We start from the raw sequence: 24,682 nt of genomic DNA on the forward strand, positions 1-24,682 counted from the left end.
GTTTATAGACCTTATTCCAGTTCCCGAACGCTTCGGGTAGATCTCTCCAGGGGCATCCCGTGCACATGCTACAGCATGCCCTCCACGGTCATTCGTAGATCACGCTTGTGGTAGATGGCCTTGCGCAGCAGAATTTCCCGCAGCTTCGACCAATGCTCATCACTGAGCAATAATCGGGGCATTGTAAACTCGTATCGATGTTGGACTAGAGCTTCAACGATGCGAGTTTTCTCTTATATATCAACTGGTTAGGGAAAAACGGCAACAGCCTCTAGTGGTTACGGGCCCTAGAAGCAAAAAACCAGCGGAGATATTTTCTGCTGGGGATTTTTGTTTTTTGTCTTTCAGATCATGGCGTTAGCGATCTGCATCAACAGATTAAGCCAACACCTTGGCAATGGCCCGGTTTTTTATTTGGTTGCAGATCAGTCGCGACGACCTTCCACCGGCTTGCCGGCGACGGTGCCGTCCTTGAGCATGATCTGGTATTCCTTGCCGTCGGTTTCCACCTGATGCAGGCGTACCAGCAGGTGGCCCCAGTCCTTGGCGAACCACAGCACGGTCTTGCGGGTGCTTTGTGTGGGGTCACGCACGCGCTCGACCTTGATCGCATCGATCAGGCCAGCCTTGGTGCGTACCACTTCTTCGCCCAGTACACGGAAGTCATAGGTTTCGATTTCGTCACCGTCGACCACCTGGTAACTCACGCTCTTTTTGCCCGCCGCGACGTCCTGCTGCAGGGCGACCTGATAGGTTGACTTGTCCAGCAGGCCACGGTTGAGCGGAAAGGTCACGGCATCGCCACGGTCATTGCCGATGACTTGTTTCTGCTCCCAGTCGAAGTCCTGCTCGACCTTCTTGCCTTTACCCAGGCCGCTGCGGTTGAGGCGGTAGGTCAAGGGCAGCAGGGCACCGTTGTCGACGCGGAAGGTGCTTTCTTCGGTAAGGCTGGCAACCAGCATCGAAGCTTCGAAGTTGAGGGTCCAGCGGCCGTCTTCCTCACGCTTGAGGCTGCGTTCGGCGCTGCCGCTGACCGGCAGTTGCTTCCAGTCCGCCGTGTAGCTGGCGGAGAAAGGCTGCAGATCCTCGGCAAGGGCTGGCAGGGCGAACAGGGTCAGGGCGAACAGCAGGGCGCGACGCATAGAGTCTCCTAGGTTCGAATCAGGTGGCCGCTGGCGGGCAGCGGCTGGCCATCCAGCATTGCGCCTTGAGCGCCAAGACGCAAGCGGCCTTCGGCAAACCAGCGTACAGCCAGAGGATAGATCTGGTGTTCCTGCTGATGCACGCGGCGCGCAAGGCTTTCGGCCGTGTCATCGGCCATTACGGGCAGCACTGCTTGTACGACCAGGGGGCCACCATCGAGTTCCTCGGTGACGAAGTGCACGCTGCAGCCGTGTTCGCTGTCGCCGGCTTCGATAGCTCGTTGATGAGTGTGCAGGCCTTTGTGCTTGGGCAGCAGTGACGGGTGGATATTCAGCAGGCGGCCTGCATAGTGCTGAACGAAGCCAGGCGTGAGGATGCGCATGAAACCGGCCAGCACCACCAGGTCAGGCTGGTGGGCATCGATGGCCTGGATCAGGGCGGCATCGAAGGCTTCGCGGCCGTCGAACTGCTTGTGATCAAGCAGTTCGGTGGCGATCCCGGCCTGTTTCGCCCGCTCCAGGCCGTGGGCACCGGCGCGGTTGCAGATAACCGCGGCGATGCGGGCCGGATTGCCGTCGTGGGCGACGCTGTCGATCAGCGCTTGCAGATTGCTGCCTGAGCCGGAGATCAGGACGACGACATTGCAGGGCATCAGTGGGCTTTCAGGTTGTTCAGCTGCACCTGGGCTGCGCCTTCGGCTGCTTCGGTGATCTGACCGATGACCCAAGGTTGCTCGCCGCTGGCGCGCAGGTTGGCCAGGGCGGCTTCGACCTGATCCTGTGCCACGCAGATGACCATGCCGACGCCACAGTTGAGTACGCGGTGCATCTCGTGCTCGTCGACGTTGCCTTGTGCCTGCAGCCAGTCGAACACGGCCGGGCGATTCCAGCTGGCCACGTCGATCACCGCCTGGGCGCCTTGCGGCAGTACGCGCGGGATGTTGTCCAGCAGGCCGCCGCCAGTGATGTGGGCCATGGCCTTGACCGCGCCGGTGTCCTTGATCAGCTTGAGCAGCGGCTTGACGTAGATACGGGTCGGTGCCATCAGCAGGTCGGCCAGGGCCTTGCCATCCAGTTGCACCTGCTCGATATCGGCGCCGGAGACTTCGATGATCTTGCGGATCAGCGAGTAGCCGTTGGAGTGCGGGCCGGAGGAGGGCAGGGCGATCAGCGCGTCACCGGTAACGACCTTGGAGCCGTCGATGATTTCGCTCTTTTCCACCACGCCGACGCAGAAACCGGCCAGGTCGTAGTCTTCGCCTTCGTACATGCCCGGCATCTCGGCGGTTTCGCCGCCGACCAGGGAGCAGCCGGCCAGCTCGCAGCCGGCGCCGATGCCGGTGACCACGGTGGCGGCGACGTCGACGTTGAGCTTGCCGGTGGCGTAGTAGTCGAGGAAGAACAGCGGCTCGGCGCCACAGACCACCAGGTCGTTGACGCACATGGCGACCAGGTCCTGGCCGATGCTGTCGTGCTTGTTCAGGTTCAGCGCCAGGCGCAGCTTGGTGCCGACGCCGTCGGTGCCGGATACCAGCACCGGTTGTTTGTAGCCGGCCGGGATCTCGCACAGGGCGCCGAAGCCACCCAGGCCACCCATGACTTCCGGACGCGCAGTGCGCTTGGCGACGCCTTTGATGCGTTCGACCAGGGCTTCACCGGCATCGATGTCGACGCCTGCGTCCTTGTAGCTGATGGAGGGTTGCTTGCTCATAGATCCGGGCCTTTGGATGGGGAGTTCGTGTAGGCGCCGACGTGGCGCAGGCTCATTCAGGGAACCTGGCGCGCGTACCGGCTGGCGAAGGCGCGCGATTTTATCAGGCTTGCCCGGTAGCGGCCACTCGCGTGCATGCGCTTCGTCGCAGGCGCTGGTTGCCGGGGCGGGGGCGGCTGTTTAAGGTATAGGCCTTTGTGCCCCGCCGCCGTGCAGCCATCCCTTGCGAGAGTCCCCCGATGCGTTTTTCCATCCGCCTGTTGTTCGTCTGTCTGTCGCTTCTGAGCCTGCCGGCATTGGCCGCGCCGGTTGCCGGTCTGTACCAGGTGCGTGAGCCTGTGGCTGACCAACAGCCGGAAAGTCGCGATGCTGCCATGCAAAAAGCCCTGCAGACTCTGGTGTTGCGCCTGACCGGCGACGCCAAGGCGTTGCAGAACCCGGCGCTGGACGGCCTGCGCAAGGAACCGCAGCAGATCGTCAGCCAGTTTGGTTTCGAGGGCGATGCGTTGCTGGTCGAATTCGATCCGGCCAGCACGGATCAACAGCTGCGCCAGGCTGGCCTGGCCCTGTGGGGCGCCAATCGACCGGCGATTCTCGTCTGGTGGCTCAACGAAGCGCCAGAAGGCAGCCAGCTGGTCGGCGAGAGTCAGAGTGCGTCGGCGCTGCTGCGCGAGGCGGCTCAGCACCGCGGCCTGCCGCTGCGTTTGCCTCTGGCTGATTTGAGCGAGCAGGCACTGGGCAATGCCGATGTGCTGCTGGCCAACGATCCACAGGCGCTACGTGAGGCCTCCGAGCGTTATGGCGCCGATGCCTTGCTGGCCGTGCAGGCGACCGAAAGCGGCGGCAGTTGGCAGGCGACCTGGCGCCTGTGGCTGGGCGACGAGCGTGAACAGGGCAAGGCTGAGGGCGCCGATCAGGCTGCGCTGGCCGATGCAGTGCTGCTGGCCGTGGCCGAGCGCCTGGCGCCGCGGTTCGTCGTCAAGCCTGGCGCGGCGCACAGCCTGACGCTGGTTATCGAAGGGGCTGACCTGGGGCGTTTCGCGGCGCTGGAGCGCTTGCTCGAACCCTTCGCCGCGCGTTTGCAGGAGATCGACGGTCAGCGTCTGGTCTATCAGGTCAGCGCCAGCCCGGAGCAGCTGCGCGCGCAGCTGGCACTGGGGCAGTTGCAGGAAGTCAGCGAGCCGCTCGACGCCGCAGCGCCGGTAGAGGCTCCTGAAACGGGCGCAACCGAGGCTCCGCAGGTGAAACCGCGCACCGATCAGTTGCGCTTTCGCTGGTAGAATTGGCGCCGGCTGGATCACAGCCCAGTTACGCGGCGCCTTCCTGGCGCCGTTTCGCATCGAGGACGCGAGCATGACCGATTCCACCCGCTGGCTATGGATGGCTGGGCTGTTTCTGCTCGGCTGGCTGCTGTACCTGTTGCACCCGATTCTTTCCCCGTTCCTGATCGGCATCCTGTTGGCCTACATGGGCGACCCGCTGGTCGACCGTCTCGAGCGGCATCGCTTGTCGCGTACCGGTGGTGTGGTGGTGGTGTTCACCCTGTTTGCGCTGGTGCTGCTGGTTCTCGTGCTGGTGCTGGTGCCGATGCTGGGGCGGCAACTGGTGCGTTTGTATCAACTGGCGCCGGAGGTGATCGACTGGCTGCAGGGCACGGCATTGCCTTGGTCGCAGTCGCATCTGGGGCTGCAGGATGACCTGCTGCAGGTCGACCAGCTCAAGCAGGTCTTTACCGACAACATTGGCAAGACCACCGACGTGCTCAAGGCGGTACTGGCCCAGGCGACATCCTCGGGGTTGGCACTGCTGGCCTGGCTCGGCAACCTGATGCTGATTCCGGTGGTGAGCTTTTACCTGATGCGCGACTGGGATGTGCTGGTCGAGCAGGTGCGGCGCCTGCTGCCGCGTCAACGCGAGGGGTTGGTGGTCAAGCTGGCAGGCGAATGCCATGAGGTGCTCGGCGCCTTCCTGCGTGGCCAGCTACTGGTGATGCTGGCGCTGAGCATCATTTATGCCTCGGGCCTGATGCTGGTGGGGCTGGAGCTGGGATTGCTGATTGGCGTGCTGGCGGGGTTGGCGAGCATCGTGCCCTATATGGGCTTTATCGTCGGCATCGGTGCGGCGTTGACCGCCGCGCTGTTCCAGTTCGGCCTCGAACCCTATCCCCTGATCGGCATCGCTGTGGTGTTCATGATCGGCCAGATGCTCGAGGGCATGGTGCTGACGCCCATGTTGGTGGGCGATCGCATCGGCCTGCACCCGGTCGCGGTGATCTTCGCCATCCTCGCTGGCGGCCAGCTGTTTGGCTTCACCGGCGTGCTGTTGGCCTTGCCGGTAGCAGCGGTGATCATGGTTCTGCTGCGCCATGCCCATGATTTGTATAAACTTTCCGGTCTTTACGGTGAATCGCCATCAAGTGACTGATTTTTAAGGGTTTTCTTTCGACTCTTTTTGCGGGGTGTCGAAGAAGTGTCGAAACCATCAAGCGGATTGAAGCGCACAGCATCACGCAGGTGAGACGGTGAGAGGTGCGCATAGCGCATTGTCACCGTCAGGGATGAATGCCCAAGAATCTCTTTAAGCGCCAGGATGCCACCGCCGTTCATGACAAAATGACTGGCGAACGTGTGGCGCAACACGTGGCTTGCCTGCCCCCTTGGCAGCTTGATGCCACTCCCCTTGAGGGCAATCCTAAAGGCCCGCAGGCAACTGGCGAAACGTGAGTTGGCCTCGAAATGGGCTGCAAGACGCTTGGCCAAGTCAGGGGTGATAGGAACCGTGCGAACGCGCTTAGACTTTGTGTTCACGAATGTCACGGTGTCGTTCCTGACAAGCTCAGGCCGAAGGCCTTCAGCCTCTGACCACCTAGCACCCGTAGCAAGGCATAGCTCTGCAACGAGGCGGACGCTTTTAGAGCGACTGCCCTCGAGAGCATCGAGCAATTGCTTAATCTGATTAACAGTCAGATAGGTTAGCTGGGCTTCTTGAAACTTGAGGGGCTTGAGATTGGCAAGCGGATTTGAGTAGTCGATATCGCCAAGGCGGTACAGTTCGTTGAAAACCGTCTTGAGGTAGGAAAGGCGGTTATTGATCGACTTAGGCTTAGCGCCCGACTCCAGTTCACGGCGACGCAAATCTACGACAGCAGAGCCGGTTAACTTGCGCGCTATTGGATCACCCAGGCGCTTAGCCATGAGCTTGAGCGCATTAGTCCGACGCAGGCCGCTGGTAATGGCATGGCCGTGCAGGTCATACCAGCGTTGTATGACTTCGCTGAGCCGACGATTGTCCTTGGGCTTGGGATTCCAGTCGCGTGGCTGAATGCATTCAGTACGGCACTTAGCCTCAAAGCGCTGAGCCTCAGCCTTGGTATTTAGCGTCTTACGAAAACGCTTGCCTTTAACCGGCTCGACATCGACTTTCCAGCGACCGTCAGGGAGTTGTTCGATAGCCATTAGACGGCACGCCCCCACCTGATAACCCGTTCCTCCAGGCGTTCACCAACCATGGCGCGGATGTCCTGCCCAGTCATTCCCTTGTCACGGTAGTAGGTGCGAATCAGCGGCCAAAAGGGCAGGGTTTTGAGCGCCTTATAAGCCTTTTTTGGATCGACCCCTTGCCGTGCAAACAGCGAAATGGCGTTGCCGACCATTAGGTCAATGTTCTTTCCGCTGAAACCCGTAGCCGTCTTGTATTTACGCCTGTACTCGGTCTTATCGACAAGGGAAGTGACACCCGTTTGCACACGAACATCGTCACGAATCAACTGCCAGAACGCATCGAGCAAACCAGGGCGAGCCAGCAGACGAAAATTCGTCAGGCCGTAGCGCCAAAGGCCATCGAGGTGCGGAGCGAACTCAGCGAAGGTGCGCGTTTCAATGAACTGGCCAGACTCGACCGAGCAGCTTCCGGCAGCGAATTGGTTGACCACGGAATGATGATAGCGAAGCTCACAGCGCCAAACCGGCTGTTCAGGGTCATAGTTGCCAGCATCGTCGGCATCAAACGGATTGTCACGGCGACGCCATACCGTTTCCCACCAGTCGAGTTTATCGATGGACTTGGCCTGAAGCGTTTTGTTGTAGATACCGAGCTGGCAGGCACCGGCAGAGCCGAACATGTATGACTGACCACGGCCATAGGTGGCCGACTTGTCTGCCCACTCAAAACTGCTGATGCCGTCAAAACGGCGCTGGGCAGTGGCTTTGCAGTGAAGGCGGGCAGTTATGTCGTCTGGAGGCGTCCAGCCCTGAAAATCAAGCGCAAGGTGCACGGCGCATTGCTTTGGCTCGACGGCTGTCATGCATTCGCTGGCAAGACGATCCATAACGGACTGGAGGCGGTCAGGCTCATGGGCGTCAATGGCATGGGGCGATACTTCGATCTTTAGATGAGGGCCGATCACATCGACCTTGCAGTTAAAATTCTTGATCAGCAGGATCAGCCCCAGGTCAGCATTCTGAAGCTTGAACTGGTAGCCGGAATCTCGACCAACGCGGGACGCGTGGAAGCGGTAGCCCGCAAAATCGACCATGCCGGGCTTGTCACCGAACAGCGACAGGAAGTCAGGACGCAAAAGGCCAGCATAGAGCTGGCGGACGGTATCGACACCGCAGCGGAGCAGGCGAACGCCTGACAGGTCGGTGAACTTGGCAAGATGCTGGTCAAAGAAGTGGCGACCCTTGGGACTTTCCTCGACTTGACCGTCAACACCAAACAAAACCCGAATCTGATCTTTTGACTTAGACATGAAATAACCTTACTGACCCGTTATTGACCGTTTTCACTGTTCTTTTATTGACGTGCTACAGGGACGTCAGCGCCCGCGCGACGGCGCACACGCGCGCTCGTGCCTCACGCGCAACCGCGCCGCCGCGCATGGCGTAGACGTGTGCACATTCACAACGAACCCTCATAACCAGCCACGGAAGGCCAGGCTGAATGACCAGGCGCATTTTTGGGGACTTGCGGGGTGACGGGTGAAGTTGTTACAGCTTGCTGTTCTGCCGGAGGCAAAAGCTCGTTGTTAGGTAGCGGATCAGGTTTGGCCGGATCGAAAGCACCTTCGTTCACGTAAGCCATGCAACCGTCAAAGGAAACGACCGCTCGGGTGCCTTGCTGAGTATTGCAGCGACAGCCGTACAAACGGCCCTCACGGAAGCCAACGACAAAACGTTTATGGTTACGCTGGATCAGGTCGGTATCGGCGGTATACATACAGGACAACTTCGGGTAGGTCACAGCGCGAGTAACTTCGTCATAGATAGGCGCGGAGCTAGGTACATCTGGAATCCTGGGAGTTCTGAGCGCGAGGTAATCGGATTCGCTCAGGGGCGGGCGCGTTGATTGTAATGTTTGTTGAGCCGGTACAGTGTTCGATTGAAAAGCCTCAGTCTGAGAAATGGGGTCAGGCTCCGGGTTGCTGGTAGCAATGCGACGCTCATAAATGCCATAACCAAAATATGAAACGCCTATTAAGCAGATGATAAAAACGAATAGCGCCCGAGGCGGCTTGAACTTCATGTGATGTTCTGAGCCTTCAGCAACGGACTGATAGACACCGAAATATTTTTTATCGAGTAAAACGCGGGTGGCTTGGCCGTCGCTGAAATCGTTCTTTTTTTCAACGTCCATGTTTACGCGCTCGAATTGCCAGCGCTTGATAACCTTACCTTTATGGCCTCGAACGTAGTGGATATGCGAGTTGCAGAGCTTGCGAAAGTGCGTGTCGAGTAGACCAGGGTTTTGAGTTATGCAATGTAACTCGTGCCCTCGATGGCGCATTGTTTCCAGGGCGCTGGCATAAGGCGGAACAGTAGAGCCGACAGGACGAACTCGAAAAAAGGTCTGAGCCTCATCGATAACAATAATGGCGTTCTGTGGCAGTTCGTACCATTTAAGAGGATCGTCGAATTCTTGCCAGACGGCTTCAAGGACTTCGGCATTAGGATCGAAGCCGCGAATGTTATGGTAGTAGACCGGGCGACCTTCTTTAGCCGCTTTTAAATCTACTTCTTTAATCGTGTTTAAAGTCTTGCCGTTACCTTGCAAACCAGTGCGTAGAACGAACATTTAACCGCCCACCTTATTAAGCAGAGCAAGGCCTGTGATGGTGCCCGTGACTTTATCCATGCCAGCCAAAAGCAGACGAGCAATGACAGCGGCCAAGATAATATTGATTGCCACATCGAGCTTAGCCATACCAAGAATAGCGGCAGCTTGAGGCGGAACGGCGCCAAACAATGTTTTGACGTAACCATCGACCTGATCTATCAGATGCCCAATGCCCACATAACTGACATAGGCAAAACCGAGCGAGGCAAGCGCTCGAAATACAAGGCCAGAAACAATAGAACCCAAGAAAGTGGCAATAATCGGAAGTATCGGCATATTAAGACCCCTTCAAAGCACGGCCAATGTAAACAGCGAAAAAGATCGAAGCCAAGGCAACGATAATAGGCCCCATTGCAGTGGCAAACCGACAAAGCGGCTCCCAGCTAAACGAATATGTATTACCCATGACATTGATAGTTTGAGGCGCTGGGCAAGTTTGCGGAAGCCAACGACCTTTATTCAAAGCCTCAGTAAAGAAACCGCTCACAGGAATATTAGTTTCCTGAAGTTGGTAAGCCTCACCGGAAAGTTCGTCAGCAATCTGCTGTTTTACGTTGGCGTCATACGTCCACTGGCAAACCTGCTCTTTATTTTTGCGCAGAATAGCGCACTGAATAGCGTCGCCCTCGCAGACCAGGTCAACATTGCAGGACTCACCGCCAACGCTGGACTGGCCACATTTGTTAGGATCAGTAGACGGATCGCACTGGCCTTCACCATCGCCACCATCGCCACCACCGGTATCGCCACCGCCAGTATCACCGCCACCACCGGTATCGCCACCGCCAGTATCACCGCCACCACCGGTATCGCCACCGCCAGTATCACCGCCACCACCGGTATCGCCACCGCCAGTATCACCGCCACCACCGGTATCGCCACCGCCAGTATCACCACCGCCAGTATCACCGCCGCCAGTATCGCCGCCATCGGTTTTAACGCACGTGGTGCCAGACCAGGCCCAGCCAGACGGGCAGCCGGGATCGTCGGGATCGGATGGTGGTACATCGGGAGTCTGGGGTGGGTTCAACGAGTCGCCGGACTGGGCAAACTCGTAACTGTCAGCGCCGCAACTTCCACCGGTGGACTTTAGGACATAGTTACAAAAACCAGTATCTGTTGAGCCGTTTACAAAATAGCAGCTAGATGCTGGGGTGTAATCGCCTCCGTTATATGTGCATTGGTTATAGCAGATGGATGGCGGGCCACCGTCCAAAACATAGTTTCGACCGGCAGAATTAATAACGGGACCATTAGACCCTTTTGCAGGAAACAAATCACCAATCGGGCATTCAGGAGGAACCTCACATTGACCGGTAGTCTTGTTTACAGTGTGGCCAGAAGGGCATACATCGCGCGCTATTTGCCAAACAGCAACAGTGGCATAAGTAGTATAAGCATCGCAAAATTTCTGTGTTTCAGGGTTTGCAGGGTCATTTCTAAGCCGCCAATAAACATCGGAGCCAGGGTGATACTTTTGTTGCATATACAGACAGAGCGACTCAGGATAATAAGCGCGCGTATCCGGATCACCCTGCAAGAACCAATAATAACCTTCAGCTCTAACTGCCTGAGAGCAGAGCAAAGAAAGCAATAAAAAAGCCAGGGCAGACCGGAGTTTAAAAGTCTTCATCTCAAACCCGCCCAAAAAATAAAGCCCAGAACGCCATAACAATAATGATAGTGGTCAACATATTGGCGTCCATGGGAAAGCCCTTATGTGAAAAAGCCCGATAACGAGTTACCGGGCTGGTTTTGGAACAGCCGGCCTTACAGCGCGCGACGCAGATACTTGAAGGCCGCGATAGCGATAATCACGCCAAGCACGATACCCGCGATCTCGACGCCATCGACCTGCGCATCAGTAAGGGCAGTGGTGACGCCAGCAGGCAGAGCGGCATGGGCTTGCTGTACGGCCAGCAGGCCAACAGCGCCGACGGCACCGAACGAGCGGGCCAGGGTTTTCAGTTGTTGCATAGGTGTATCTCCTACAAGTTGAGTGCCTTTTTCAGCACGAGAGCGCCGAAGACTATTGCGAACAAAATCAGGGCTTGTTCCCGTATTTCTGCATGTTCTTCAGCAGTTAGCCCGGTCGGGCTTATCTCACTGAGCGCGACGGTGGAGAGGGTGCCGACACAAACCGGGGTCTGGCCTGCGCTCTCCCATACGCCGTCGCACACAATGAAATTCATGGCGCCCCCTTACTCGGCCAAGCTGGGGTCACGGATGACCTCGGCCATGGCGATGCAGTCGGGGCAAATCACGAGGTCGGGCGCCTTGTTAAGATCAGGCAACAGGTCGGACTGGGGTGCAGGCTGGTTGTAGAGCTGGCCCATAGCCCGCCCGCAGCAGTCGCACAGCACGCGATCAACGATCAGCACGGCGGCGCCCTCCTGTCAGGCCTTGGCGGCGTCAGACGGCTGCGATGCAGGCTTACCGCCCTGCGGAGCCGCTTGGCGCTGCTGCTGGTCAACGATAACTTTGGTCAGAACCTGGGTATTTGTGGTGCGGCCAAAGCGGTCGGTAACGGGGCGAATCTGGCTTTCGAATTTGACCGATACGGGGCCCTGGGTCAGATCGACCTGATCGAGAACCGAGGCGTCAGCGCGGTACTCAGTGACCTCATAGCCCTTAGCGTTGCCTTGAGCACCGGCAGGAATTGGCGACAGTGCTTGAACAGTCGCCATAACTTCGCCGGTATCTTTTTTTGTATAGTAGTCCGTTTTAGTGACGAACAGGGAAGTAATAGAAGTTGCAGCCGGAATAGCGAAAGACATGGTTATTACCTCTTACAGTTGTGCGCTTAGTTGCGCGTTAGTTGTCTGCTTTAGCGTTTTTCGGCGTGCAGAGGCTCATGACCCTTAATTGGCCTTGTTCGCTTTCGCAGACTTGTTTACTTCGGTCTTACTTTTACAACTTATCGGGCAAGCCCTTCGGGCCGGGCTCTACTCGCTACGCTCACCAAGCCAAACGGTGAAGCGTGTTTGTCTTGGCCCTTCGGGTAACGATCCCTCTTGCAACACCAAGGGCGCTGCCCTTGTCATCCCGCTCTCGCCGCCGAGGGCTCGGGAGCTGGGGCGGAAAAGCTGCCCCAACTCCCCAGCCGAGGCTTGCTTGGTCGGGCGGGCGTTCAAGGGTACGCTTCGCCCGTGCTTCCGTTCGCCGGAACGGTGAAGCGTGTTCCGACGAGCCGGGAGCGCGGCCCTTGACCTGTTCAAAACCGGCGGCGTTGGCGAGGGCGAAAAAGCAAAGTCCTGGCCGCAGTTGGGCGAGCGCGCCATGGGCCAGCCAGTTAGCAAGCCGCAGGCCCATGGCGCGCTTCGCCAGAAGCACCACTGCGGCCAGGACGATCATTGTCCGACCTCTTTACGGCGTTCGATCTGGTCAGGGCAACCAGCCTCCAACCAGCTTTGGATCACAGCACCACCCAGGCGCCAGGCATCGACACAGCGGCTAACAGCTTCAGCTTGCAGCGCGACGACGACAGAGGCGGGCGCCATGACGTGGAAGCGGCGCTCTTTGTCTTCAATATCGCTGATGTCTTTACGGGCTGGGATGGTCATAACAATTCACCTTGCTCAAATGGTTCGCGCAGCGGGACGAAAGGCGTTGGCTTGCCGATGTTGCTCACAACGTACCAATACCGAGGCGGACGGGCGCCGGGCTTGTGTGTCGCGCAGTACGAGGGGGGCACGACATTCAGACGGCCATTGACCGTGGAGACGTGACCGGGGTGGCATTGGCTGCATAGTTGCCACAGGCTTTGCACTATCGGGACTTCCCGTTTCGTCCAGCAGACAGAGCAGTCGCAGCTCAGGGCGTGAGGTTGGCGCAGGTACTGGCTCAGGCTTTTCATTGGCCGAGTCCTGCGCTTGGGGCTTTGCTAGGCGTGCTTTGACCTCTAGAGCGGTTTTGTGACGATCCCACCAAACGACGATAGGCATGCAAGGGCCTGCATTTTCCTCGCACGGGAACGGATGTCGCGCATGGTTTGCAGCGTTACCGAGAATGTCACGCAACAAACTTGCTTGCTCATACGTCAGAACGCCGCTGACCTCAGCAGCCCTCAACATGCCAAGCACATAGGAATAAGAGTGACCGTCCCCAAAGCCGAATTTACGCAGATCGACGAGGGAAGTAAGCAGAACAGACAGGAATGCTTTCAGTTGATCGTTCACGATACCCACTCCAATTCAGCAAGGTGCTGACGCCACAGCACGCAATTGACCATGCGACGCTTGCCGACCTTGACTGACGGGAGAACGGCCTTTTTGACCCAATTGCGGGCCATATCAGGCGTTACGCCGTTGCGTGCGGCCCAGACTTCAGGCAGTTCGACGTCAGCCAGGGGCGCCGCTTGGGTTTGATCAAGGTTTTCCGTTTCCATTGTCTGGGTCATTCCGGCACTATTTAGGGTCATTGGCGGTCTATTCCATATGGAATAAATCCATATGGACAGTATCCATAATCAAGTTGATTATGGCAATAGTCCATAAAATTGTTTTTTTAAATGAGCCTAAAATGCTTGATAGAGCGCTTCAATTGCTGGAGAAAACGAGCCTGAAAGACCTAGCGGCCGTGAACAGCAAGGAGTACGTGAGATGGCAGAGCATAAAAAGAGGGAAAGCCAGAATTACCGCAGAGGAGATAGAACAGCTAGGGAAGGTATATCCACAATACCGATGGTGGCTAATGACTGGCGAAGTAATGCCCGACAAAGGCCAGACAAGCCCTGAATATGACGAAGCACATTCAAAATTGCCCAGTCAAAGAGCGGAATCGAACTAACAAAGAAAGTTGCCGAACGCTGGTTTAGGCAAAGGAGTGCAGACGATGAATGAACAACTAAAAAGCCTGAAGTTAGACATGGATGAAGAGATAAGACAGCCCATCTTCTACAAGCGCGAACGGAGCAGCGCAGAGCTTTTCGGCATTATCTTTCTAGCTGTATTACTAGGAATACTAGCGGCAGACGGCGCAAGACTTGTGATCATTAACGCATGGGCAAACTATCAGCTAGAAAGAATTAGCCAAAGTATGCGAGCAGAAAGCGCCAAAGCAGAGCAGAGAATAAATGCAACGCGAGAGGCACAAGCCGCACAGGCACGGCAGCGCGCCTATGATGAGAAATTCAATAGCCCGGAGTGCAAATTCTGGAGAGACATGAACGCACAGAACCCCGGCGAGAAAACCCGAAAAGGCATAGCCCAACATTGCCCGTGAGTGTCGAAATAGTGTCGAAAACACTGGCCCAGATCGAACCGTAATCGAACCAGCAGATTCGCCTAAGCCCTTGAATTGACACGAAATAGACCCGCAATGACACGAATTGACGAAGGGTATAAACTTTCCGGCCTTTACGGAGAGTCCAGCGGTTCCGACGAGCCCCTTGCATGAAACCAATCCAGCTGCCTCTGGGGGTGCGTCTGCGTGATGACGCCACCTTCGCCAACTACTACCCCGGCGCCAATGCCGCTGCGCTCGGCTATGTCGAGCGTCTGTGCGAAGCCGATGCCGGCTGGACGGAAAGCCTGATCTACCTGTGGGGCGCCGACGGTGTCGGGCGCAGCCATTTGCTGCAGGCGGCCTGCCTGCGTTTTGAGCAGCGTGGCGAGGCGGTGGTCTATCTGCCGCTCAGCGAAGTGGTGCAGCACGGCCCGGAGCTGCTCGACAACCTTGAGCTGTGCGAGCTGGTCTGCCTCGATGATCTCGATGCAGTGGCTGGCCGCAGCGACTGGGAAGAGGGTTTGTTCCACCTGTTCAACCGTCTGCGTGACAGCGGCCGGCGTCTTTTGCTGGCTGGCACCATGTCGCCGCGTGAGCTGCCCATTCAACTGCCCGATCTGAAGTCGCGATTGACCCTGGCGCTGGTCTTCCAGCTGCATGAACTGTCCGATGAGGACAAGCTGCGCGCCCTGCAGCTGCGCGCCTCGCGTCGTGGCCTGCAGATGAGCGATGAGGTCGGCCGCTTCATCCTTACCCGTGGCGAACGCAGCATGAGCGCGTTGTTCGAGCTGCTGGAACGCCTGGATCAGGCCTCGCTACAAGCCCAGCGCAAGCTGACCATTCCCTTTCTCAAGGAAACCTTGGGCTGGTAGCTGCTTCGGGAGCTCATGTGTAGGAGCGAGCTCTGCTCGCGAATTTTTAGCTGCACAAGCGCTTCGCGAGCAGAGCTCGCTCCCACATCAGGACGTTTATTCACCTGCGAGTTTACGGTCGTACTGAAAGCGCCAGCGGGTGTAGAGCAGGGCGCAACAGAACAGGCCGAAGCTGATCACCGCCTCCAACGCGCCGAACAGTGCGCGCGCCGGGTCGATGGCGGCCAGTACGCCCTGGATGAAGTAGATGTTGACGACGAAACAGGTCCAGGCATGGGCACGGGCGTTGCCTAGCAACATGCCGGGGGCGAGTAGCGCCAGTGGCAACAGTTGAATGGCCAGCACCACGCCGACCCGCGCGCCATGCAGATCGGCGAAGGCCAGGTTCCACACCAGCAGCAGGGTCAGCAGGGCGATGAAACTGAACAGGCTCAGTGCTCGACTGAGTTTGACCCGTGGCTCCAGCCATTCAAGGCTGGGCAGGGGCTTCTTCGCTCGGGCCACGTTCAGCGCTCCAGTTTGCTGGCGGTTTGCGCCAGGCGTTGACCCAGTGCACGGCACAGGGCGATTTCATGTTCGTCCAGCGCGCGTTTGCCGTCGCCGCCAGCATGGTGGCTGGGGCCGTAGGGCGTACCACCGCCGCGGGTTTCGAGCAGGGCCGATTCGCTATAGGGCAGGCCGCAGACCAGCATGCCGTGGTGCAACAGAGGCAGCATCATCGACAGCAGGGTGGTCTCCTGGCCGCCATGCAGGCTGGCGGTGGAGGTGAACACGCCTGCCGGCTTGCCGACCAGTTCGCCGGTCAGCCACAGGTTGCTGGTGCCATCGATGAAGTACTTGAGTGGTGCGGCCATGTTGCCGAAACGGGTCGGGCTGCCCAAGGCCAGGCCCGAGCAGTTCTTCAGATCATCCAGGGTGGCGTACATGGCGCCGTCCTCCGGCACGCTCGGCGCAACGGCCTCGCATTCGCTGGATACCGCCGGCACTGTGCGCAGGCGTGCTTCCAAACCAGCCAGCTCGACGCCACGGGCAATCTGTTTGGCCATCTGCGCGGTGGCGCCATGGCGGCTGTAGTAGAGCACGAGGATGTAGGGCGCGCTCATGCCAGCAGCTCCAGTACTTTTTCCGGTGGTCGGCCGATCACGGCCTTGTCGCCAGCGATGAGGATCGGGCGCTCGATCAGCTTGGGATGCTTAGCCATGGCCTCGATCAGCTGCGCCTCACTCAAGCTGGCATCGCTCAGGCCCAGCGTCTTGTATTCGTCCTCGCCGCTACGCAGCAGGTCGCGTGCGGAGATACCCAGCTTGCCGAGCAGGCTCTTGAGCTCCCTGGCGCTGGGTGGCGTTTCCAGATAGCGCACGACGTGCGGTTGCAGGCCGCGGGCTTGCAGCAGCTCCAGAGCGGCGCGGGATTTTGAGCAGCGCGGGTTGTGGTAGAGGGTCAGGTCGGTCATGGTGGCTCGCATCCGGCTTGAAGTGGCGGCTATTCTAACCGCCTGATGCACGGATGCACGCAAACCGCTGGGGCGGCTTTGCTGCGACCTTTTTACGCGGCGCATTGTCTGTCTGTTTAGGTTTGAGGGCTAAGGAGAGGTCATGCTGCGTCGTTTGAAGGACTGGATGGGGTTCTGGCTCAGCCTGTATCAGCGTTTCGTGGATAACCGCGGCGCAGGCAACGCAGCGGCGTTGACCTACACCACCTTGTTCGCCGTGGTGCCGATGATGACCGTGACCTTCGCCATGCTGTCGGCAATTCCGGCGTTCCAGGGTGTAGGCGAGGAAATCCAGGGGTTCATCTTCAACAACTTCGTACCCTCCACGGGCGAGACGGTGCAGGAGTATCTGCGTGAGTTCACCACGCAGGCGCGGCAGCTGACCTGGTTTGGCGTGGGGCTGCTGGCCGTCACCGCCTTCCTGATGCTGGTGACTATCGAGAAGACCTTCAACGTGATCTGGCGGGTGCGCCAGCCGCGCCGCGGGATGTCCAGCTTCCTGCTGTACTGGGCGATTCTCAGCCTCGGACCGCTGCTGCTGGGGGCCGGTTTTGCGGTCAGTACCTATATCGCCTCGCTGTCACTGATCTCCGGGCCGGATGCAGTAATCGGCGCCAAGACGCTGCTTGCTTTCACGCCGTTGTTATCGAGCATCGCGGCCTTTACCTTGCTGTATGCCGCGGTCCCCAACACTCGTGTGCCGTTGTCTCATGCTCTGTTGGGCGGCCTGTTCAGCGCCGTGCTGTTCGAAGTGGCCAAGGCGCTGTTCGGCCTCTATGTGCGGCTTTTTCCCGGTTATCACCTGATCTACGGCGCCTTCGCCACGGTGCCGCTGTTTCTGGTGTGGATCTATCTGTCCTGGTTGATCGTGCTGCTGGGCGCCGAGCTGGTATATGGCCTGTCGCAACCGCGGCACTGGCGCCGCGAGCCTATCCCCAAGGGGCTGATTGTGCTGGTGGTGTTGCGGCTTTTGCTCAAACGTCAGCAGAAGGGCGAGGCTCTGCATTATGGCGACATGCAACGTGCGGGCTGGCGGTTGCCCGAAGACGAGTGGACGCAGGTGATGGATTTTCTCGAGCGCGAGCACCTGGCATGCAAGGCCAATGGCGGAGGGTGGGTGCTGTGCCGCGATCTGCACAACTTCTCCCTGTATCAATTGCTCGAGTGCAGTCCCTGGCCATTACCGAGTTTGTCGCAACTGCCCGCTCAGCTCGACGAACCCTGGTATCCGGCATTGCGCGAGGGACTGGAGCGCCTGCAGGCGGAGCGCGAGGAGCAGTTCGGAGTCAGTCTGGCGGATTGGTTACCGGGCAAGGGCTGAGCAAACTTGCGCGACATTGTGGGCGACGGTGAATGAGAGAAGGCGCCGAAAATGGGTGACAAAAAGCGTCAGTTTCAGGCGTTGTCTAGTCCTGCCGTGGCCTGGACGCAAGGGGTAGGCGCCAAGGAATGCGTTGTACAAGGGCTGGCACGCTTCTAGCTACTGCAGGAGCAGTTGCTATCGAACTGCCAGCAGGGGCAGGGATCGCTGAGGACGCAGGCAGTAATGACGGTAAAAAACAGGGTAATCCACCTTCATCGACGCGATCCGCAGGAAGCGCTGGCGCGGCTCAACCGAATCACTGGGCTGGAGTTCGCGCGTTGGCCGGAGTCGCTGCTCGAACACGTGGTTGCCGAAAACCTGCAGCCAGACGCTGACGGTTCAATCCCGCGGGCTGCGCCCAGCCCCGGAGTTTCCTCTGGCTGAAAGCAAAACCCCGCGTCACTGCGCGGGGTTCGATGTTGCCGTTCTGGTTCAGGCCATGGCCTGGCGGGTCTCGCTGTTGGCCAATTCGACGGCTTGAACGAAGAATTCCTCGACCACCAGACTCTGCGCCGGCACAGCTGAGCGCAGGCGTACCTGCATGTCTTCGATCTTCATCCGCACTGGCATGCGAGCGATCCCGGAGAGCAGGATCTTGCCATGGGCATTGACCTTGCCATGGTCGACATTCACCTCGCGGCGCTTGTCCCCGTCGCGATAACTCACCAGCAGCGATACCGGCAGGTTGGCCAGCCCCGGCAATTGCAGCCAGGTGGCGACGTTGTATTCGGCCACGCGCCCCTCGTAGGGAGTGACCAGCAGGCGGGCGCCGTCGACGATGCGCGAGGGCACGGAGCCAATCAGCTTGTCTTGCGCTTGGGACATGGTGAAATTCCAGGCAGGGTGAGACTTGAGTGCCTGGAATTATAAGCAGCCACCTGTTGGCGAAACTGTGTACTCGGCGGACAGGCCGCGTGACTGGAGTCGCAGTTTTGTATATCAGGCCAGGCGTAGCGGGTGGCGGGTAACCGATGAGGTCTGCAGGTTACTGTCGGGCAGCGGCAAAATCGCTTGGTTATGCACGCTGGCCAATTGCAGCCAAAGATGCTCGCCGGAGCTGAACTGGCCGTTGGGCAACCACAGGCCGTGGTGCCAACCGTTGCCCGGTGCCGGGGTGCTTTGCAGTACGCCAGGGTGAGTCTGCGCATTGGGTGCACGCCGCAGCCAGACCGGCCGCGGCAGGCCTTTCAGATAGCGCAGCCCGAGGTGCAGGCCTTCGCTATTGAGATGACGCCAACGCACCAGTGCCAGGGTCGGTGTGGCATTGGTCAGCAGCAGAACCAGTTGCCCGACCTGCAGTTGTCCACCCTCGTTGGCGTTGCACAGCAGGCGCGCGCCGCCCGGGCTGGCGTCGAGAATCTGCGCCTCGGTACGCTGCGGCAGTTTATCCAGCAGCTGCGCATGAATGGCCGGCAGACCCACCACCAGGCTGCATTGGCCTTCCAGTTCGGCACGTTCATGGCGACGTTGCTGGCGGCCCAGCCAGTGCTGGCGTACCCGTTCGAGTAATTGGCGTTCCTGCATGCTTTGCAGTGGTGCCGGCTCATGCAGGGCGATCAGCAGCGCGCCCAGTTCGAAGCGGCGCAGGTTGGCGGCTTCGCCTTCGATACGCTGTTCGAAACTGAGGCAAGCCTGTGATTCGCTGAGGTCGACTACCGGGCCTTCGGCATCGTCTTCCTCGTCCCAGGCTTGCAGCCTGGCCAGCGCCGCCAGAGGTGCCAGCGCGCTGAACAGAGTCAGGCATTCGCCTTCATCGAGATGGAAGGGGTTGCTCAGGGCCAAGAGCAGCATCTGCTGGTAGAGGCCGCGCAGGGTGCTGGCCGGTTTCGGCTCGAAGGCCGCCGCGACTGGTTCGTCCAGGCACTGCTGATGCTCGCCGATCCAGTACAGCAGGTGGCTGTCGCGCCACAGTGCTGGCGGGGGTTCCTGATAAAGGTGGTAGTGGCGCAGCAACTGCTGGGCAAGGAAATGCTGGGCCATGTACAGGCACCAGGCCAGATGCGGCAGCGATGGCTGGCGGCCCTGCAGGATCTGCAGCAGCAGGCGCTTGAAACCGCTGGCCAGCTCGCTGCACAGGCGCACGAACAGTGTGCTGGGTGGGTGGGGATTGGCGAAGCTGGCGTAATGCCGATACTCGTCACTGAAGCTTTGCAGCGCACGCTGCCTTTCCAGTAAGGTCAGATGGCTGCGATTGAGCGAAAACAACAGGCTCAGTACGTGCTGCAGGCCATGCTCCGGTTCCAGCAGGCGGGCCGCCGCGAGTTGCTGGGCGACCTCCGCCGGTGTTACGCGGTTGTCCTCGCGGATTTCCGGAACCTCCAGGCGCAGGGCATCTGGCGTCATATCAACCCCGAGTGGACGAGGAACGAGTACATGGGCTTAGGGCTCCGCAAGGTCGGCAAGGCTGTCTTGGTTATCTGCGCCGGTTTGCTGCTAACGGCTTGCGCCGAAGATTTCGGCCCTGACCAGCATGGACGAAAGGTAACGGCTGACAGCCTCGATGGCCAGTGGCTGATCATCAATTATTGGGCCGAATGGTGCGCGCCGTGCCGCACCGAGATTCCCGAGCTCAACGCGCTGGAAGAAACGCTGAAAAACCAGTCGGCGCGGGTGATTGGCGTCAACTTCGATGCCTTGCAGGGCGATGACCTCAAGCGTGCGGCGGACAGCTTCGACATCCGCTTCACCGTGCTGGCGCAGAACCCGGCGGCACGCTTCGAACTGCCACGCACCGATGTCTTGCCGGTCACCTACATTGTCGATGCCGAGGGCAAACTGCGTGAGCGCCTGGTCGGTGAGCAGACATCCGCCGGGCTGCTCGCACATCTCGAACGCCTGCGCGGCGAATAGACCAGCGCAAGAGCGGAGCACCGCGAACAAGCGGTGCCTGTCTTACCAACCCGGCACCCCACTCATGTCCGGCAACTGGTGGGCGATGCCCTTGTGGCAATCGATGCAGGTGGCTGCGCCGCTGGCCAGGGCGCTGGAGTGCATCTGGCGGGCGCGTGGGCTCTGTTTGGTGAAGTCCATGTAGTCGAAGTTGTGGCAGTTGCGGCATTCCAGCGAATCGTTGGCCTTGAGCCGTGCCCATTCGTGTTCGGCCAGTTCGCGACGCTTTTCCAGAAACTTCTCGCGGGTGCTGATGGTGCCGAAGATCTTGCCCCAGACCTCCTTCGACGCCTGCATCTTGCGCGCGATCTTGTCCGTCCACTGGTGCGGTACGTGGCAGTCCGGGCAGGTGGCGCGCACCCCGGAGCGGTTGCTGTAGTGAATGGTGTCCTGCAGCTCGACGTACACGTTGTCACGCATCTCATGGCAGGAGATGCAGAACTGCTCGGTATTGGTGGCCTCCAGCGCGGTGTTGAAACCGCCCCAGAAAATGATGCCGGCGATGAAGCCGCCAAGCGTGAGAAAACCCAGGCTGTAATGCACGCTTGGGCGGCGCAGGATGCCCCAGTACTCCTTGAGCAGGGCCATTAACGACTTCATGAAAGGCCTCCTCAGGGTTTTGCCGTGCCGGCTGCTTCGTCGCCGAGCAACTGGTCGATATTGCGGAAGGCGTTGCCGACCAGAGGTTTGACCTCCTGCTGGGTGACGTGGCACTGGGTACAGAAGTAGCGCCGCGGCGACACGGCTGCCAGGGCCTGGCCGTCGCGATCCATGTAATGAGTGATGCTGATCATCGGCGCCTGGCTGCGGGCGCTGCCGGCGCGGCTGTGGCAGGTCAGGCACTTGTTGCCGTTGGCGTCGACCTGATAGCCGCGAATGCTGTGCGGGATGGTCGGTGGCTGTTCCGGGTAGTTGCGCTCGCGGCGCAGGTCCTTGTTCTCCTCGTTGCCCAGCACCGGTGCCGGCAGGGTCTGACTGAGGGTGCCGCCGGGGCGGCGGCCGTCCGGCGCGGGGGCGTCGAGTGGGTAATCGAGCTCGTCGGCGATGGCCAGGCCGAAGGCGGCGAGCAGTAACAGAGGCAGAAAGCGCAGAGTCATGACGGTTCTCCTCAGGCCAGGCTGACCAGTTCGATCTTCACCGCACACTTCTTGTAGTCGGTCTGCTTGGAGATCGGGTCGGTGGCGTCCAGGGTGACCTTGTTGATCAGTTTGTTGGCGTCGAAGAAGGGCACGAACACCAGGCCGCGCGGCGGCTTGTTACGACCACGGGTTTCGATGCGTGCGCGGATTTCCCCGCGTCGGCTGATCACCTTGACCTCGCTGCCGCGTCGCGCCTTGAGTGCCCTGGCATCGTCCGGGTGCATGTACACCAGGGCATCGGGTACCGCGCCGTGCAGCTCCTCGACGCGCTGGGTCATGCTGCCGGTGTGCCAGTGTTCGAGCACGCGGCCAGTGCTGAGCCAGAACGGGAAGTCGTCATCCGGCGCCTCGGCTGGCGGCTCATAGGGCAGGGCGAAGATCAGCGCACGTTTGTCCGGGTAGCCGTAGAACTGCACGCCGCTGCCTTTTTCCACGTAGGGGTCGAGGCCTTCGCGATAGCGCCAGCGCGTTTCCTTGCCGTCAACCACCGGCCAGCGCAGGCCACGCTCGGCGTGATAGCTGTCGAAGGGCGCCAGGTCATGGGCATGGCCGCGACCGAACTGGGCATATTCCTCGAACAAGCCCTTCTGCAGGTAAAAGCCAAAGGCCTCGGCCTCGTCGTTGGCATAGCCGGCCTCGATCTGTTCGCGGGGGAACTGGTCGACCTGGCCGTTGGCGAACAGCACCTGGTAGAGCGTCTTGCCCTTGTATTCCGGGGCCTTGGCCAGCAGTTCGGCAGGCCAGACTTCGTCGGTGGTAAAGCGCTTGGAAAATTCCACCAGTTGCCACAGGTCGGACTTGGCCTCGCCCGGTGCCTTGACCAGTTGGTGCCAGAACTGCGTGCGGCGCTCGGCATTGCCGTAGGCGCCTTCCTTCTCCACCCACATGGCGCTGGGCAGGATCAGGTCGGCAGCCTGGGCCGAGACGGTGGGGTAGACATCGGAGACGATGACGAAGGCCTGCGGGTTGCGCCAACCGGGGAGGATCTCCTGCATCACGTTGGGGCCGGCCTGCATGTTGTTGCTGACCTGGGTCCAGTAGACCTTGAGTACGCCGTCCTTGAGCTTGCGGCTCTGTTCCACGGCATGAAAGCCGGGTTTTTCCTGGATGGTGCCGGCCGGCAGCTTCCAGATCTTCTCGGCGGTTGCACGGTGCTTGGGGTTGGCCACCAGCATGTCGGCGGGCAGACGATGGGAGAAAGTGCCCACCTCGCGCGCGGTGCCGCAGGCCGATGGCTGGCCGGTGAGGGAGAAGGGGCTGTTGCCCGGTTCGCTGATCTTGCCGGTGAGCAGGTGCAGGTTGTAGATCAGGTTATTGGCCCAGACACCGCGGGTGTGCTGGTTGAAACCCATGGTCCAGAACGACATGACCTTGCGCTTGGGGTCGGCGTACAGCTCGGCCAGGGCCTTGAGGCGCTCGGCCGCCACGCCGCTTTCCTTGGCGGTGCGCTCCAGTGTGTAGGGTTTGACGAAGGCGGCGAACTGCTCGAAGGATATGTCCTCCCAGGTGTTGGCCTTGGCCGCGTTCTTGGCCTGCATCTCCAGTGGGTTGTCGGCGCGCAGGCCGTAGCCGATGTCGTCGGCGCCGCGGGCGAACTTGGTGTGCTTGCCGACGAAGTCCTTGTTAACCGCGCCGCTTGCGATGATGTGGTTGGCGATGTAGTTGAGTATCAGCAGGTCGGTCTGCGGTTTGAATACCAGCGGGATGTCGGCGAGGTCGAAGCTGCGGTGCTCGAAGGTGGAAAGCACGGCGACCTTGGTGTTCGGATGGCTGAGGCGACGATCAGTGACCCGGCTCCAGAGGATGGGGTGCATTTCGGCCATGTTCGAGCCCCACAGCACGAAGGCGTCGGCGGCCTCGATGTCGTCGTAGCAGCCCATCGGCTCGTCCATGCCGAAGGTACGCATGAAGCCCATCACCGCCGAAGCCATGCAGTGGCGCGCGTTGGGGTCGATGTTGTTGGAGCGGAAACCGGCCTTCATCAGCTTGTTGGCGGCGTAGCCTTCCCACACCGTCCATTGCCCTGAACCGAACATGCCGACGGCCTCGGGGCCATGCTCGCGCAGCGCCTCCTTGGTCTTCTGTTCCATGATGTCGAAGGCCTGCTCCCAGCTCACCGGCTGGAATTCACCCTGCTTGTCGTACACGCCATTCTTCATGCGCAGCAGCGGTTGGTTGAGGCGGTCGACGCCGTACATGATTTTCGACAGGAAGTAGCCCTTGACGCAGTTCAGGCCGCGATTGACCTCGGCCTTGACGTCACCGTGGGTGGCCACCACGCGGTTGTCGCGGGTGGCGACCATCACGCTGCAGCCGGTACCGCAGAAGCGGCAGGGCGCCTTGTTCCAGTCCAGGCGGGTCATGTCCGCTTCGGTGATCAGGTTGCTGGCGGTCGTAACCAACGGCAGACCGGCGGCAGCGGCGGCAATGGCAGCAGCGTTGGCCTTGGCAAATTCACGGCGGGAAAGCTTCATTCTGAGTCTCCTTCTGTGTCGAGGAGTTCGTGGTAAACCAGAGCGGCATTGAGCACGCCTGGCAACGCGTTGATCTGTTCGAGGCGGGCGAGGATGTGGCGCTCGTTTTCGGTTTCCAGCACCACCACCAGCTTGCCTTGCGGGCTTTCCTGATGCAGTTCGAGGCCTTCCAGCTGGCGCAGGTTGGCTTTCACCGCAGCCAGCCATTCGGGCCGTACGTGCACCAGCAGACTGGAAATATGCATAGAGGCGGCCATGTT

32 protein-coding genes and 1 pseudogene are annotated in these 24,682 nt (G+C 59.7%); 7 read left to right on the forward strand and 26 right to left on the reverse strand.

Translation table 11 applies throughout. The features are described from left to right. The 4 genes and pseudogenes from DBO86_RS24445 to purM all read right to left on the reverse strand — a co-directional run. A pseudogene (locus DBO86_RS24445) lies at positions 1-182 on the reverse strand (transposase); the annotation flags it as partial. Positions 183-425: 243 nt separating this feature from the next. After that, entirely contained in the window at positions 426-1,142 is a 717-nt protein-coding gene (locus tag DBO86_RS24450) for a DUF3108 domain-containing protein (protein WP_104729490.1), read from the reverse strand. 8 nt (positions 1,143-1,150) lie between these two features. Beyond that, positions 1,151-1,795: a phosphoribosylglycinamide formyltransferase gene (purN, locus tag DBO86_RS24455; protein WP_084342005.1), complete on the reverse strand. Its 645-nt coding sequence runs from the start codon at positions 1,793-1,795 to the stop codon at positions 1,151-1,153. Then, a complete protein-coding gene (purM, locus tag DBO86_RS24460; RefSeq protein ID WP_104729489.1) occupies positions 1,795-2,853 on the reverse strand; it encodes a phosphoribosylformylglycinamidine cyclo-ligase in 1,059 nt (352 codons plus the stop codon). Before purM ends, purN begins: the two co-directional genes overlap by 1 nt. Positions 2,854-3,092: 239 nt before the next feature. Here purM and DBO86_RS24465 point away from each other — a divergent pair, with 239 nt between their 5' ends. Both DBO86_RS24465 and DBO86_RS24470 read left to right on the forward strand, forming a co-directional pair. Further along, complete coding sequence (locus DBO86_RS24465; protein WP_108235117.1) at positions 3,093-4,133, forward strand: DUF2066 domain-containing protein; 1,041 nt, start codon at positions 3,093-3,095, stop codon at positions 4,131-4,133. Between the two features lie 73 nt (positions 4,134-4,206). Then, a complete protein-coding gene (locus tag DBO86_RS24470) occupies positions 4,207-5,277 on the forward strand; it encodes an AI-2E family transporter (protein WP_108235118.1) in 1,071 nt (356 codons plus the stop codon). On the opposite strand, the gene DBO86_RS24475 is transcribed toward DBO86_RS24470, so the two are convergent. The 13 genes from DBO86_RS24475 to DBO86_RS24530 form a co-directional block, all read right to left on the reverse strand. Beyond that, positions 5,250-6,308 (reverse strand): phage integrase, encoded by a 1,059-nt coding sequence (locus DBO86_RS24475; protein ID WP_108235119.1) that lies wholly within the window; start codon positions 6,306-6,308, stop codon positions 5,250-5,252. The genes DBO86_RS24470 and DBO86_RS24475 overlap by 28 nt on opposite strands. Next, complete coding sequence (locus DBO86_RS24480) at positions 6,308-7,603, reverse strand: hypothetical protein (protein ID WP_108235120.1); 1,296 nt, start codon at positions 7,601-7,603, stop codon at positions 6,308-6,310. Before DBO86_RS24480 ends, DBO86_RS24475 begins: the two co-directional genes overlap by 1 nt. 149 nt (positions 7,604-7,752) lie before the next feature. Continuing rightward, positions 7,753-8,925 carry a zonular occludens toxin domain-containing protein gene (locus DBO86_RS24485; protein WP_108235121.1) on the reverse strand — a complete coding sequence of 391 codons (1,173 nt, stop codon included), beginning with the start codon at positions 8,923-8,925 and terminating at the stop codon, positions 7,753-7,755. Next, positions 8,926-9,243: a DUF2523 domain-containing protein gene (locus DBO86_RS24490; RefSeq protein WP_108235122.1), complete on the reverse strand. Its 318-nt coding sequence runs from the start codon at positions 9,241-9,243 to the stop codon at positions 8,926-8,928. It abuts the gene before it with no gap. Position 9,244: 1 nt separating this feature from the next. Beyond that, positions 9,245-10,600, reverse strand: coding sequence for a virulence factor TspB C-terminal domain-related protein (locus DBO86_RS26140; RefSeq protein WP_167399161.1), 1,356 nt, complete (start codon positions 10,598-10,600; stop codon positions 9,245-9,247). Positions 10,601-10,737: 137 nt separating this feature from the next. Continuing rightward, positions 10,738-10,944, reverse strand: a complete 207-nt coding sequence (locus DBO86_RS24500) for a major capsid protein (protein WP_108235123.1) — start codon at positions 10,942-10,944, stop codon at positions 10,738-10,740. Positions 10,945-10,955: 11 nt separating this feature from the next. After that, positions 10,956-11,159, reverse strand: coding sequence for a hypothetical protein (locus DBO86_RS24505; RefSeq protein WP_108235124.1), 204 nt, complete (start codon positions 11,157-11,159; stop codon positions 10,956-10,958). Between the two features lie 9 nt (positions 11,160-11,168). Continuing rightward, positions 11,169-11,348, reverse strand: a complete 180-nt coding sequence (locus DBO86_RS24510; protein WP_108235125.1) for a hypothetical protein — start codon at positions 11,346-11,348, stop codon at positions 11,169-11,171. Between the two features lie 15 nt (positions 11,349-11,363). Beyond that, a complete protein-coding gene (locus tag DBO86_RS24515) occupies positions 11,364-11,744 on the reverse strand; it encodes a DNA-binding protein (protein WP_108235126.1) in 381 nt (126 codons plus the stop codon). Positions 11,745-11,925: 181 nt separating this feature from the next. Next, entirely contained in the window at positions 11,926-12,321 is a 396-nt protein-coding gene (locus tag DBO86_RS26360; RefSeq protein ID WP_208630563.1) for a hypothetical protein, read from the reverse strand. Continuing rightward, positions 12,318-12,530, reverse strand: coding sequence for a hypothetical protein (locus DBO86_RS24520; RefSeq protein WP_108235127.1), 213 nt, complete (start codon positions 12,528-12,530; stop codon positions 12,318-12,320). Before DBO86_RS24520 ends, DBO86_RS26360 begins: the two co-directional genes overlap by 4 nt. Further along, a complete protein-coding gene (gene pflM / locus DBO86_RS24525) occupies positions 12,527-12,823 on the reverse strand; it encodes a lysogeny maintenance protein PflM (RefSeq protein WP_108235128.1) in 297 nt (98 codons plus the stop codon). The genes DBO86_RS24520 and pflM overlap by 4 nt, the downstream gene beginning before the upstream one ends. A gap of 318 nt (positions 12,824-13,141) precedes the next feature. Then, positions 13,142-13,366 (reverse strand): DNA-binding protein, encoded by a 225-nt coding sequence (locus DBO86_RS24530; protein ID WP_425266822.1) that lies wholly within the window; start codon positions 13,364-13,366, stop codon positions 13,142-13,144. 434 nt (positions 13,367-13,800) lie between these two features. Here DBO86_RS24530 and DBO86_RS24540 point away from each other — a divergent pair, with 434 nt between their 5' ends. Next, positions 13,801-14,190: a hypothetical protein gene (locus tag DBO86_RS24540; protein ID WP_108235131.1), complete on the forward strand. Its 390-nt coding sequence runs from the start codon at positions 13,801-13,803 to the stop codon at positions 14,188-14,190. A 170-nt stretch (positions 14,191-14,360) separates the two neighbouring features. Then, the gene (hda, locus tag DBO86_RS24545) at positions 14,361-15,065 is read left to right on the forward strand and encodes a DnaA regulatory inactivator Hda (RefSeq protein ID WP_108235132.1); all 705 of its coding nucleotides are present in this window, start codon (positions 14,361-14,363) and stop codon (positions 15,063-15,065) included. A gap of 96 nt (positions 15,066-15,161) precedes the next feature. Here the strand turns inward: hda and DBO86_RS24550 are convergent, their stop codons facing one another. From DBO86_RS24550 to arsC, 3 genes are read right to left on the reverse strand one after another with little or no spacing between them, the layout of a single operon-like run. Continuing rightward, on the reverse strand, positions 15,162-15,569 hold the full coding sequence (locus DBO86_RS24550) for a DUF2069 domain-containing protein (protein WP_072425414.1): 408 nt from the start codon (positions 15,567-15,569) through the stop codon (positions 15,162-15,164). A 2-nt stretch (positions 15,570-15,571) separates the two neighbouring features. After that, a complete protein-coding gene (gene wrbA / locus DBO86_RS24555; RefSeq protein ID WP_045735176.1) occupies positions 15,572-16,168 on the reverse strand; it encodes an NAD(P)H:quinone oxidoreductase in 597 nt (198 codons plus the stop codon). Next, positions 16,165-16,518 (reverse strand): arsenate reductase (glutaredoxin), encoded by a 354-nt coding sequence (gene arsC / locus DBO86_RS24560; RefSeq protein WP_039964772.1) that lies wholly within the window; start codon positions 16,516-16,518, stop codon positions 16,165-16,167. The genes wrbA and arsC overlap by 4 nt, the downstream gene beginning before the upstream one ends. A 142-nt stretch (positions 16,519-16,660) precedes the next feature. On the opposite strand from arsC, the gene DBO86_RS24565 reads away from it, so the two are divergent. Next, positions 16,661-17,878 (forward strand): YihY family inner membrane protein, encoded by a 1,218-nt coding sequence (locus tag DBO86_RS24565; RefSeq protein WP_074860680.1) that lies wholly within the window; start codon positions 16,661-16,663, stop codon positions 17,876-17,878. A gap of 225 nt (positions 17,879-18,103) precedes the next feature. Beyond that, on the forward strand, positions 18,104-18,304 hold the full coding sequence (locus tag DBO86_RS26945) for a hypothetical protein (RefSeq protein WP_074860691.1): 201 nt from the start codon (positions 18,104-18,106) through the stop codon (positions 18,302-18,304). Between the two features lie 48 nt (positions 18,305-18,352). On the opposite strand, the gene DBO86_RS24575 is transcribed toward DBO86_RS26945, so the two are convergent. Both DBO86_RS24575 and DBO86_RS24580 read right to left on the reverse strand, forming a co-directional pair. Beyond that, complete coding sequence (locus DBO86_RS24575; protein ID WP_108235133.1) at positions 18,353-18,745, reverse strand: hypothetical protein; 393 nt, start codon at positions 18,743-18,745, stop codon at positions 18,353-18,355. Between the two features lie 114 nt (positions 18,746-18,859). Continuing rightward, positions 18,860-20,263 (reverse strand): pilus assembly protein PilZ, encoded by a 1,404-nt coding sequence (locus DBO86_RS24580; RefSeq protein WP_108235134.1) that lies wholly within the window; start codon positions 20,261-20,263, stop codon positions 18,860-18,862. A gap of 30 nt (positions 20,264-20,293) precedes the next feature. Here DBO86_RS24580 and DBO86_RS24585 point away from each other — a divergent pair, with 30 nt between their 5' ends. Then, on the forward strand, positions 20,294-20,770 hold the full coding sequence (locus tag DBO86_RS24585; protein ID WP_104729484.1) for a TlpA disulfide reductase family protein: 477 nt from the start codon (positions 20,294-20,296) through the stop codon (positions 20,768-20,770). Positions 20,771-20,812: 42 nt separating this feature from the next. On the opposite strand, the gene DBO86_RS24590 is transcribed toward DBO86_RS24585, so the two are convergent. The 4 genes from DBO86_RS24590 to DBO86_RS24605 are packed head-to-tail and all read right to left on the reverse strand — an operon-like array spanning position 20,813 to position 24,679. After that, a complete protein-coding gene (locus DBO86_RS24590; RefSeq protein WP_003461527.1) occupies positions 20,813-21,409 on the reverse strand; it encodes a cytochrome c3 family protein in 597 nt (198 codons plus the stop codon). 11 nt (positions 21,410-21,420) lie between these two features. After that, positions 21,421-21,906, reverse strand: a complete 486-nt coding sequence (locus tag DBO86_RS24595; RefSeq protein ID WP_108235135.1) for a nitrate reductase cytochrome c-type subunit — start codon at positions 21,904-21,906, stop codon at positions 21,421-21,423. 11 nt (positions 21,907-21,917) lie between these two features. Further along, complete coding sequence (napA, locus tag DBO86_RS24600) at positions 21,918-24,422, reverse strand: nitrate reductase catalytic subunit NapA (RefSeq protein ID WP_108235136.1); 2,505 nt, start codon at positions 24,420-24,422, stop codon at positions 21,918-21,920. Beyond that, on the reverse strand, positions 24,419-24,679 hold the full coding sequence (locus tag DBO86_RS24605; RefSeq protein WP_108235137.1) for a chaperone NapD: 261 nt from the start codon (positions 24,677-24,679) through the stop codon (positions 24,419-24,421). Before DBO86_RS24605 ends, napA begins: the two co-directional genes overlap by 4 nt. Positions 24,680-24,682: the final 3 nt, after the last annotated feature.

Source organism: Ectopseudomonas oleovorans, assembly GCF_003052605.1.
GTDB lineage: Bacteria > Pseudomonadota > Gammaproteobacteria > Pseudomonadales > Pseudomonadaceae > Aquipseudomonas > Aquipseudomonas oleovorans_A.

Coding starts and splice junctions, on each gene's coding strand:
- DBO86_RS24465 (WP_108235117.1), top strand. CDS start 3,093: ATGCGTTTTTCCATCCGCCTGTTGTTCGTCTGTCTGTCGCTTCTGAGC.
- pflM (WP_108235128.1), bottom strand. CDS start 12,823: ATGAAAAGCCTGAGCCAGTACCTGCGCCAACCTCACGCCCTGAGCTGC.
- DBO86_RS24605 (WP_108235137.1), bottom strand. CDS start 24,679: ATGGCCGCCTCTATGCATATTTCCAGTCTGCTGGTGCACGTACGGCCC.
- DBO86_RS24585 (WP_104729484.1), top strand. CDS start 20,294: ATGGGCTTAGGGCTCCGCAAGGTCGGCAAGGCTGTCTTGGTTATCTGC.
- DBO86_RS26360 (WP_208630563.1), bottom strand. CDS start 12,321: ATGATCGTCCTGGCCGCAGTGGTGCTTCTGGCGAAGCGCGCCATGGGC.
- DBO86_RS24530 (WP_425266822.1), bottom strand. CDS start 13,366: ATGACCCAGACAATGGAAACGGAAAACCTTGATCAAACCCAAGCGGCG.
- DBO86_RS24590 (WP_003461527.1), bottom strand. CDS start 21,409: ATGAAGTCGTTAATGGCCCTGCTCAAGGAGTACTGGGGCATCCTGCGC.
- DBO86_RS24480 (WP_108235120.1), bottom strand. CDS start 7,603: ATGTCTAAGTCAAAAGATCAGATTCGGGTTTTGTTTGGTGTTGACGGT.
- DBO86_RS24580 (WP_108235134.1), bottom strand. CDS start 20,263: ATGACGCCAGATGCCCTGCGCCTGGAGGTTCCGGAAATCCGCGAGGAC.
- DBO86_RS24575 (WP_108235133.1), bottom strand. CDS start 18,745: ATGTCCCAAGCGCAAGACAAGCTGATTGGCTCCGTGCCCTCGCGCATC.
- DBO86_RS24595 (WP_108235135.1), bottom strand. CDS start 21,906: ATGACTCTGCGCTTTCTGCCTCTGTTACTGCTCGCCGCCTTCGGCCTG.
- hda (WP_108235132.1), top strand. CDS start 14,361: ATGAAACCAATCCAGCTGCCTCTGGGGGTGCGTCTGCGTGATGACGCC.
- DBO86_RS24450 (WP_104729490.1), bottom strand. CDS start 1,142: ATGCGTCGCGCCCTGCTGTTCGCCCTGACCCTGTTCGCCCTGCCAGCC.
- DBO86_RS24470 (WP_108235118.1), top strand. CDS start 4,207: ATGACCGATTCCACCCGCTGGCTATGGATGGCTGGGCTGTTTCTGCTC.
- DBO86_RS24540 (WP_108235131.1), top strand. CDS start 13,801: ATGAATGAACAACTAAAAAGCCTGAAGTTAGACATGGATGAAGAGATA.
- DBO86_RS24490 (WP_108235122.1), bottom strand. CDS start 9,243: ATGCCGATACTTCCGATTATTGCCACTTTCTTGGGTTCTATTGTTTCT.
- wrbA (WP_045735176.1), bottom strand. CDS start 16,168: ATGAGCGCGCCCTACATCCTCGTGCTCTACTACAGCCGCCATGGCGCC.
- arsC (WP_039964772.1), bottom strand. CDS start 16,518: ATGACCGACCTGACCCTCTACCACAACCCGCGCTGCTCAAAATCCCGC.
- DBO86_RS24565 (WP_074860680.1), top strand. CDS start 16,661: ATGCTGCGTCGTTTGAAGGACTGGATGGGGTTCTGGCTCAGCCTGTAT.
- DBO86_RS24485 (WP_108235121.1), bottom strand. CDS start 8,925: ATGTTCGTTCTACGCACTGGTTTGCAAGGTAACGGCAAGACTTTAAAC.
- DBO86_RS24475 (WP_108235119.1), bottom strand. CDS start 6,308: ATGGCTATCGAACAACTCCCTGACGGTCGCTGGAAAGTCGATGTCGAG.
- napA (WP_108235136.1), bottom strand. CDS start 24,422: ATGAAGCTTTCCCGCCGTGAATTTGCCAAGGCCAACGCTGCTGCCATT.
- purN (WP_084342005.1), bottom strand. CDS start 1,795: ATGCCCTGCAATGTCGTCGTCCTGATCTCCGGCTCAGGCAGCAATCTG.
- DBO86_RS24500 (WP_108235123.1), bottom strand. CDS start 10,944: ATGCAACAACTGAAAACCCTGGCCCGCTCGTTCGGTGCCGTCGGCGCT.
- DBO86_RS26945 (WP_074860691.1), top strand. CDS start 18,104: ATGACGGTAAAAAACAGGGTAATCCACCTTCATCGACGCGATCCGCAG.
- DBO86_RS24515 (WP_108235126.1), bottom strand. CDS start 11,744: ATGTCTTTCGCTATTCCGGCTGCAACTTCTATTACTTCCCTGTTCGTC.
- DBO86_RS26140 (WP_167399161.1), bottom strand. CDS start 10,600: ATGAAGACTTTTAAACTCCGGTCTGCCCTGGCTTTTTTATTGCTTTCT.
- DBO86_RS24520 (WP_108235127.1), bottom strand. CDS start 12,530: ATGACCATCCCAGCCCGTAAAGACATCAGCGATATTGAAGACAAAGAG.
- DBO86_RS24505 (WP_108235124.1), bottom strand. CDS start 11,159: ATGAATTTCATTGTGTGCGACGGCGTATGGGAGAGCGCAGGCCAGACC.
- purM (WP_104729489.1), bottom strand. CDS start 2,853: ATGAGCAAGCAACCCTCCATCAGCTACAAGGACGCAGGCGTCGACATC.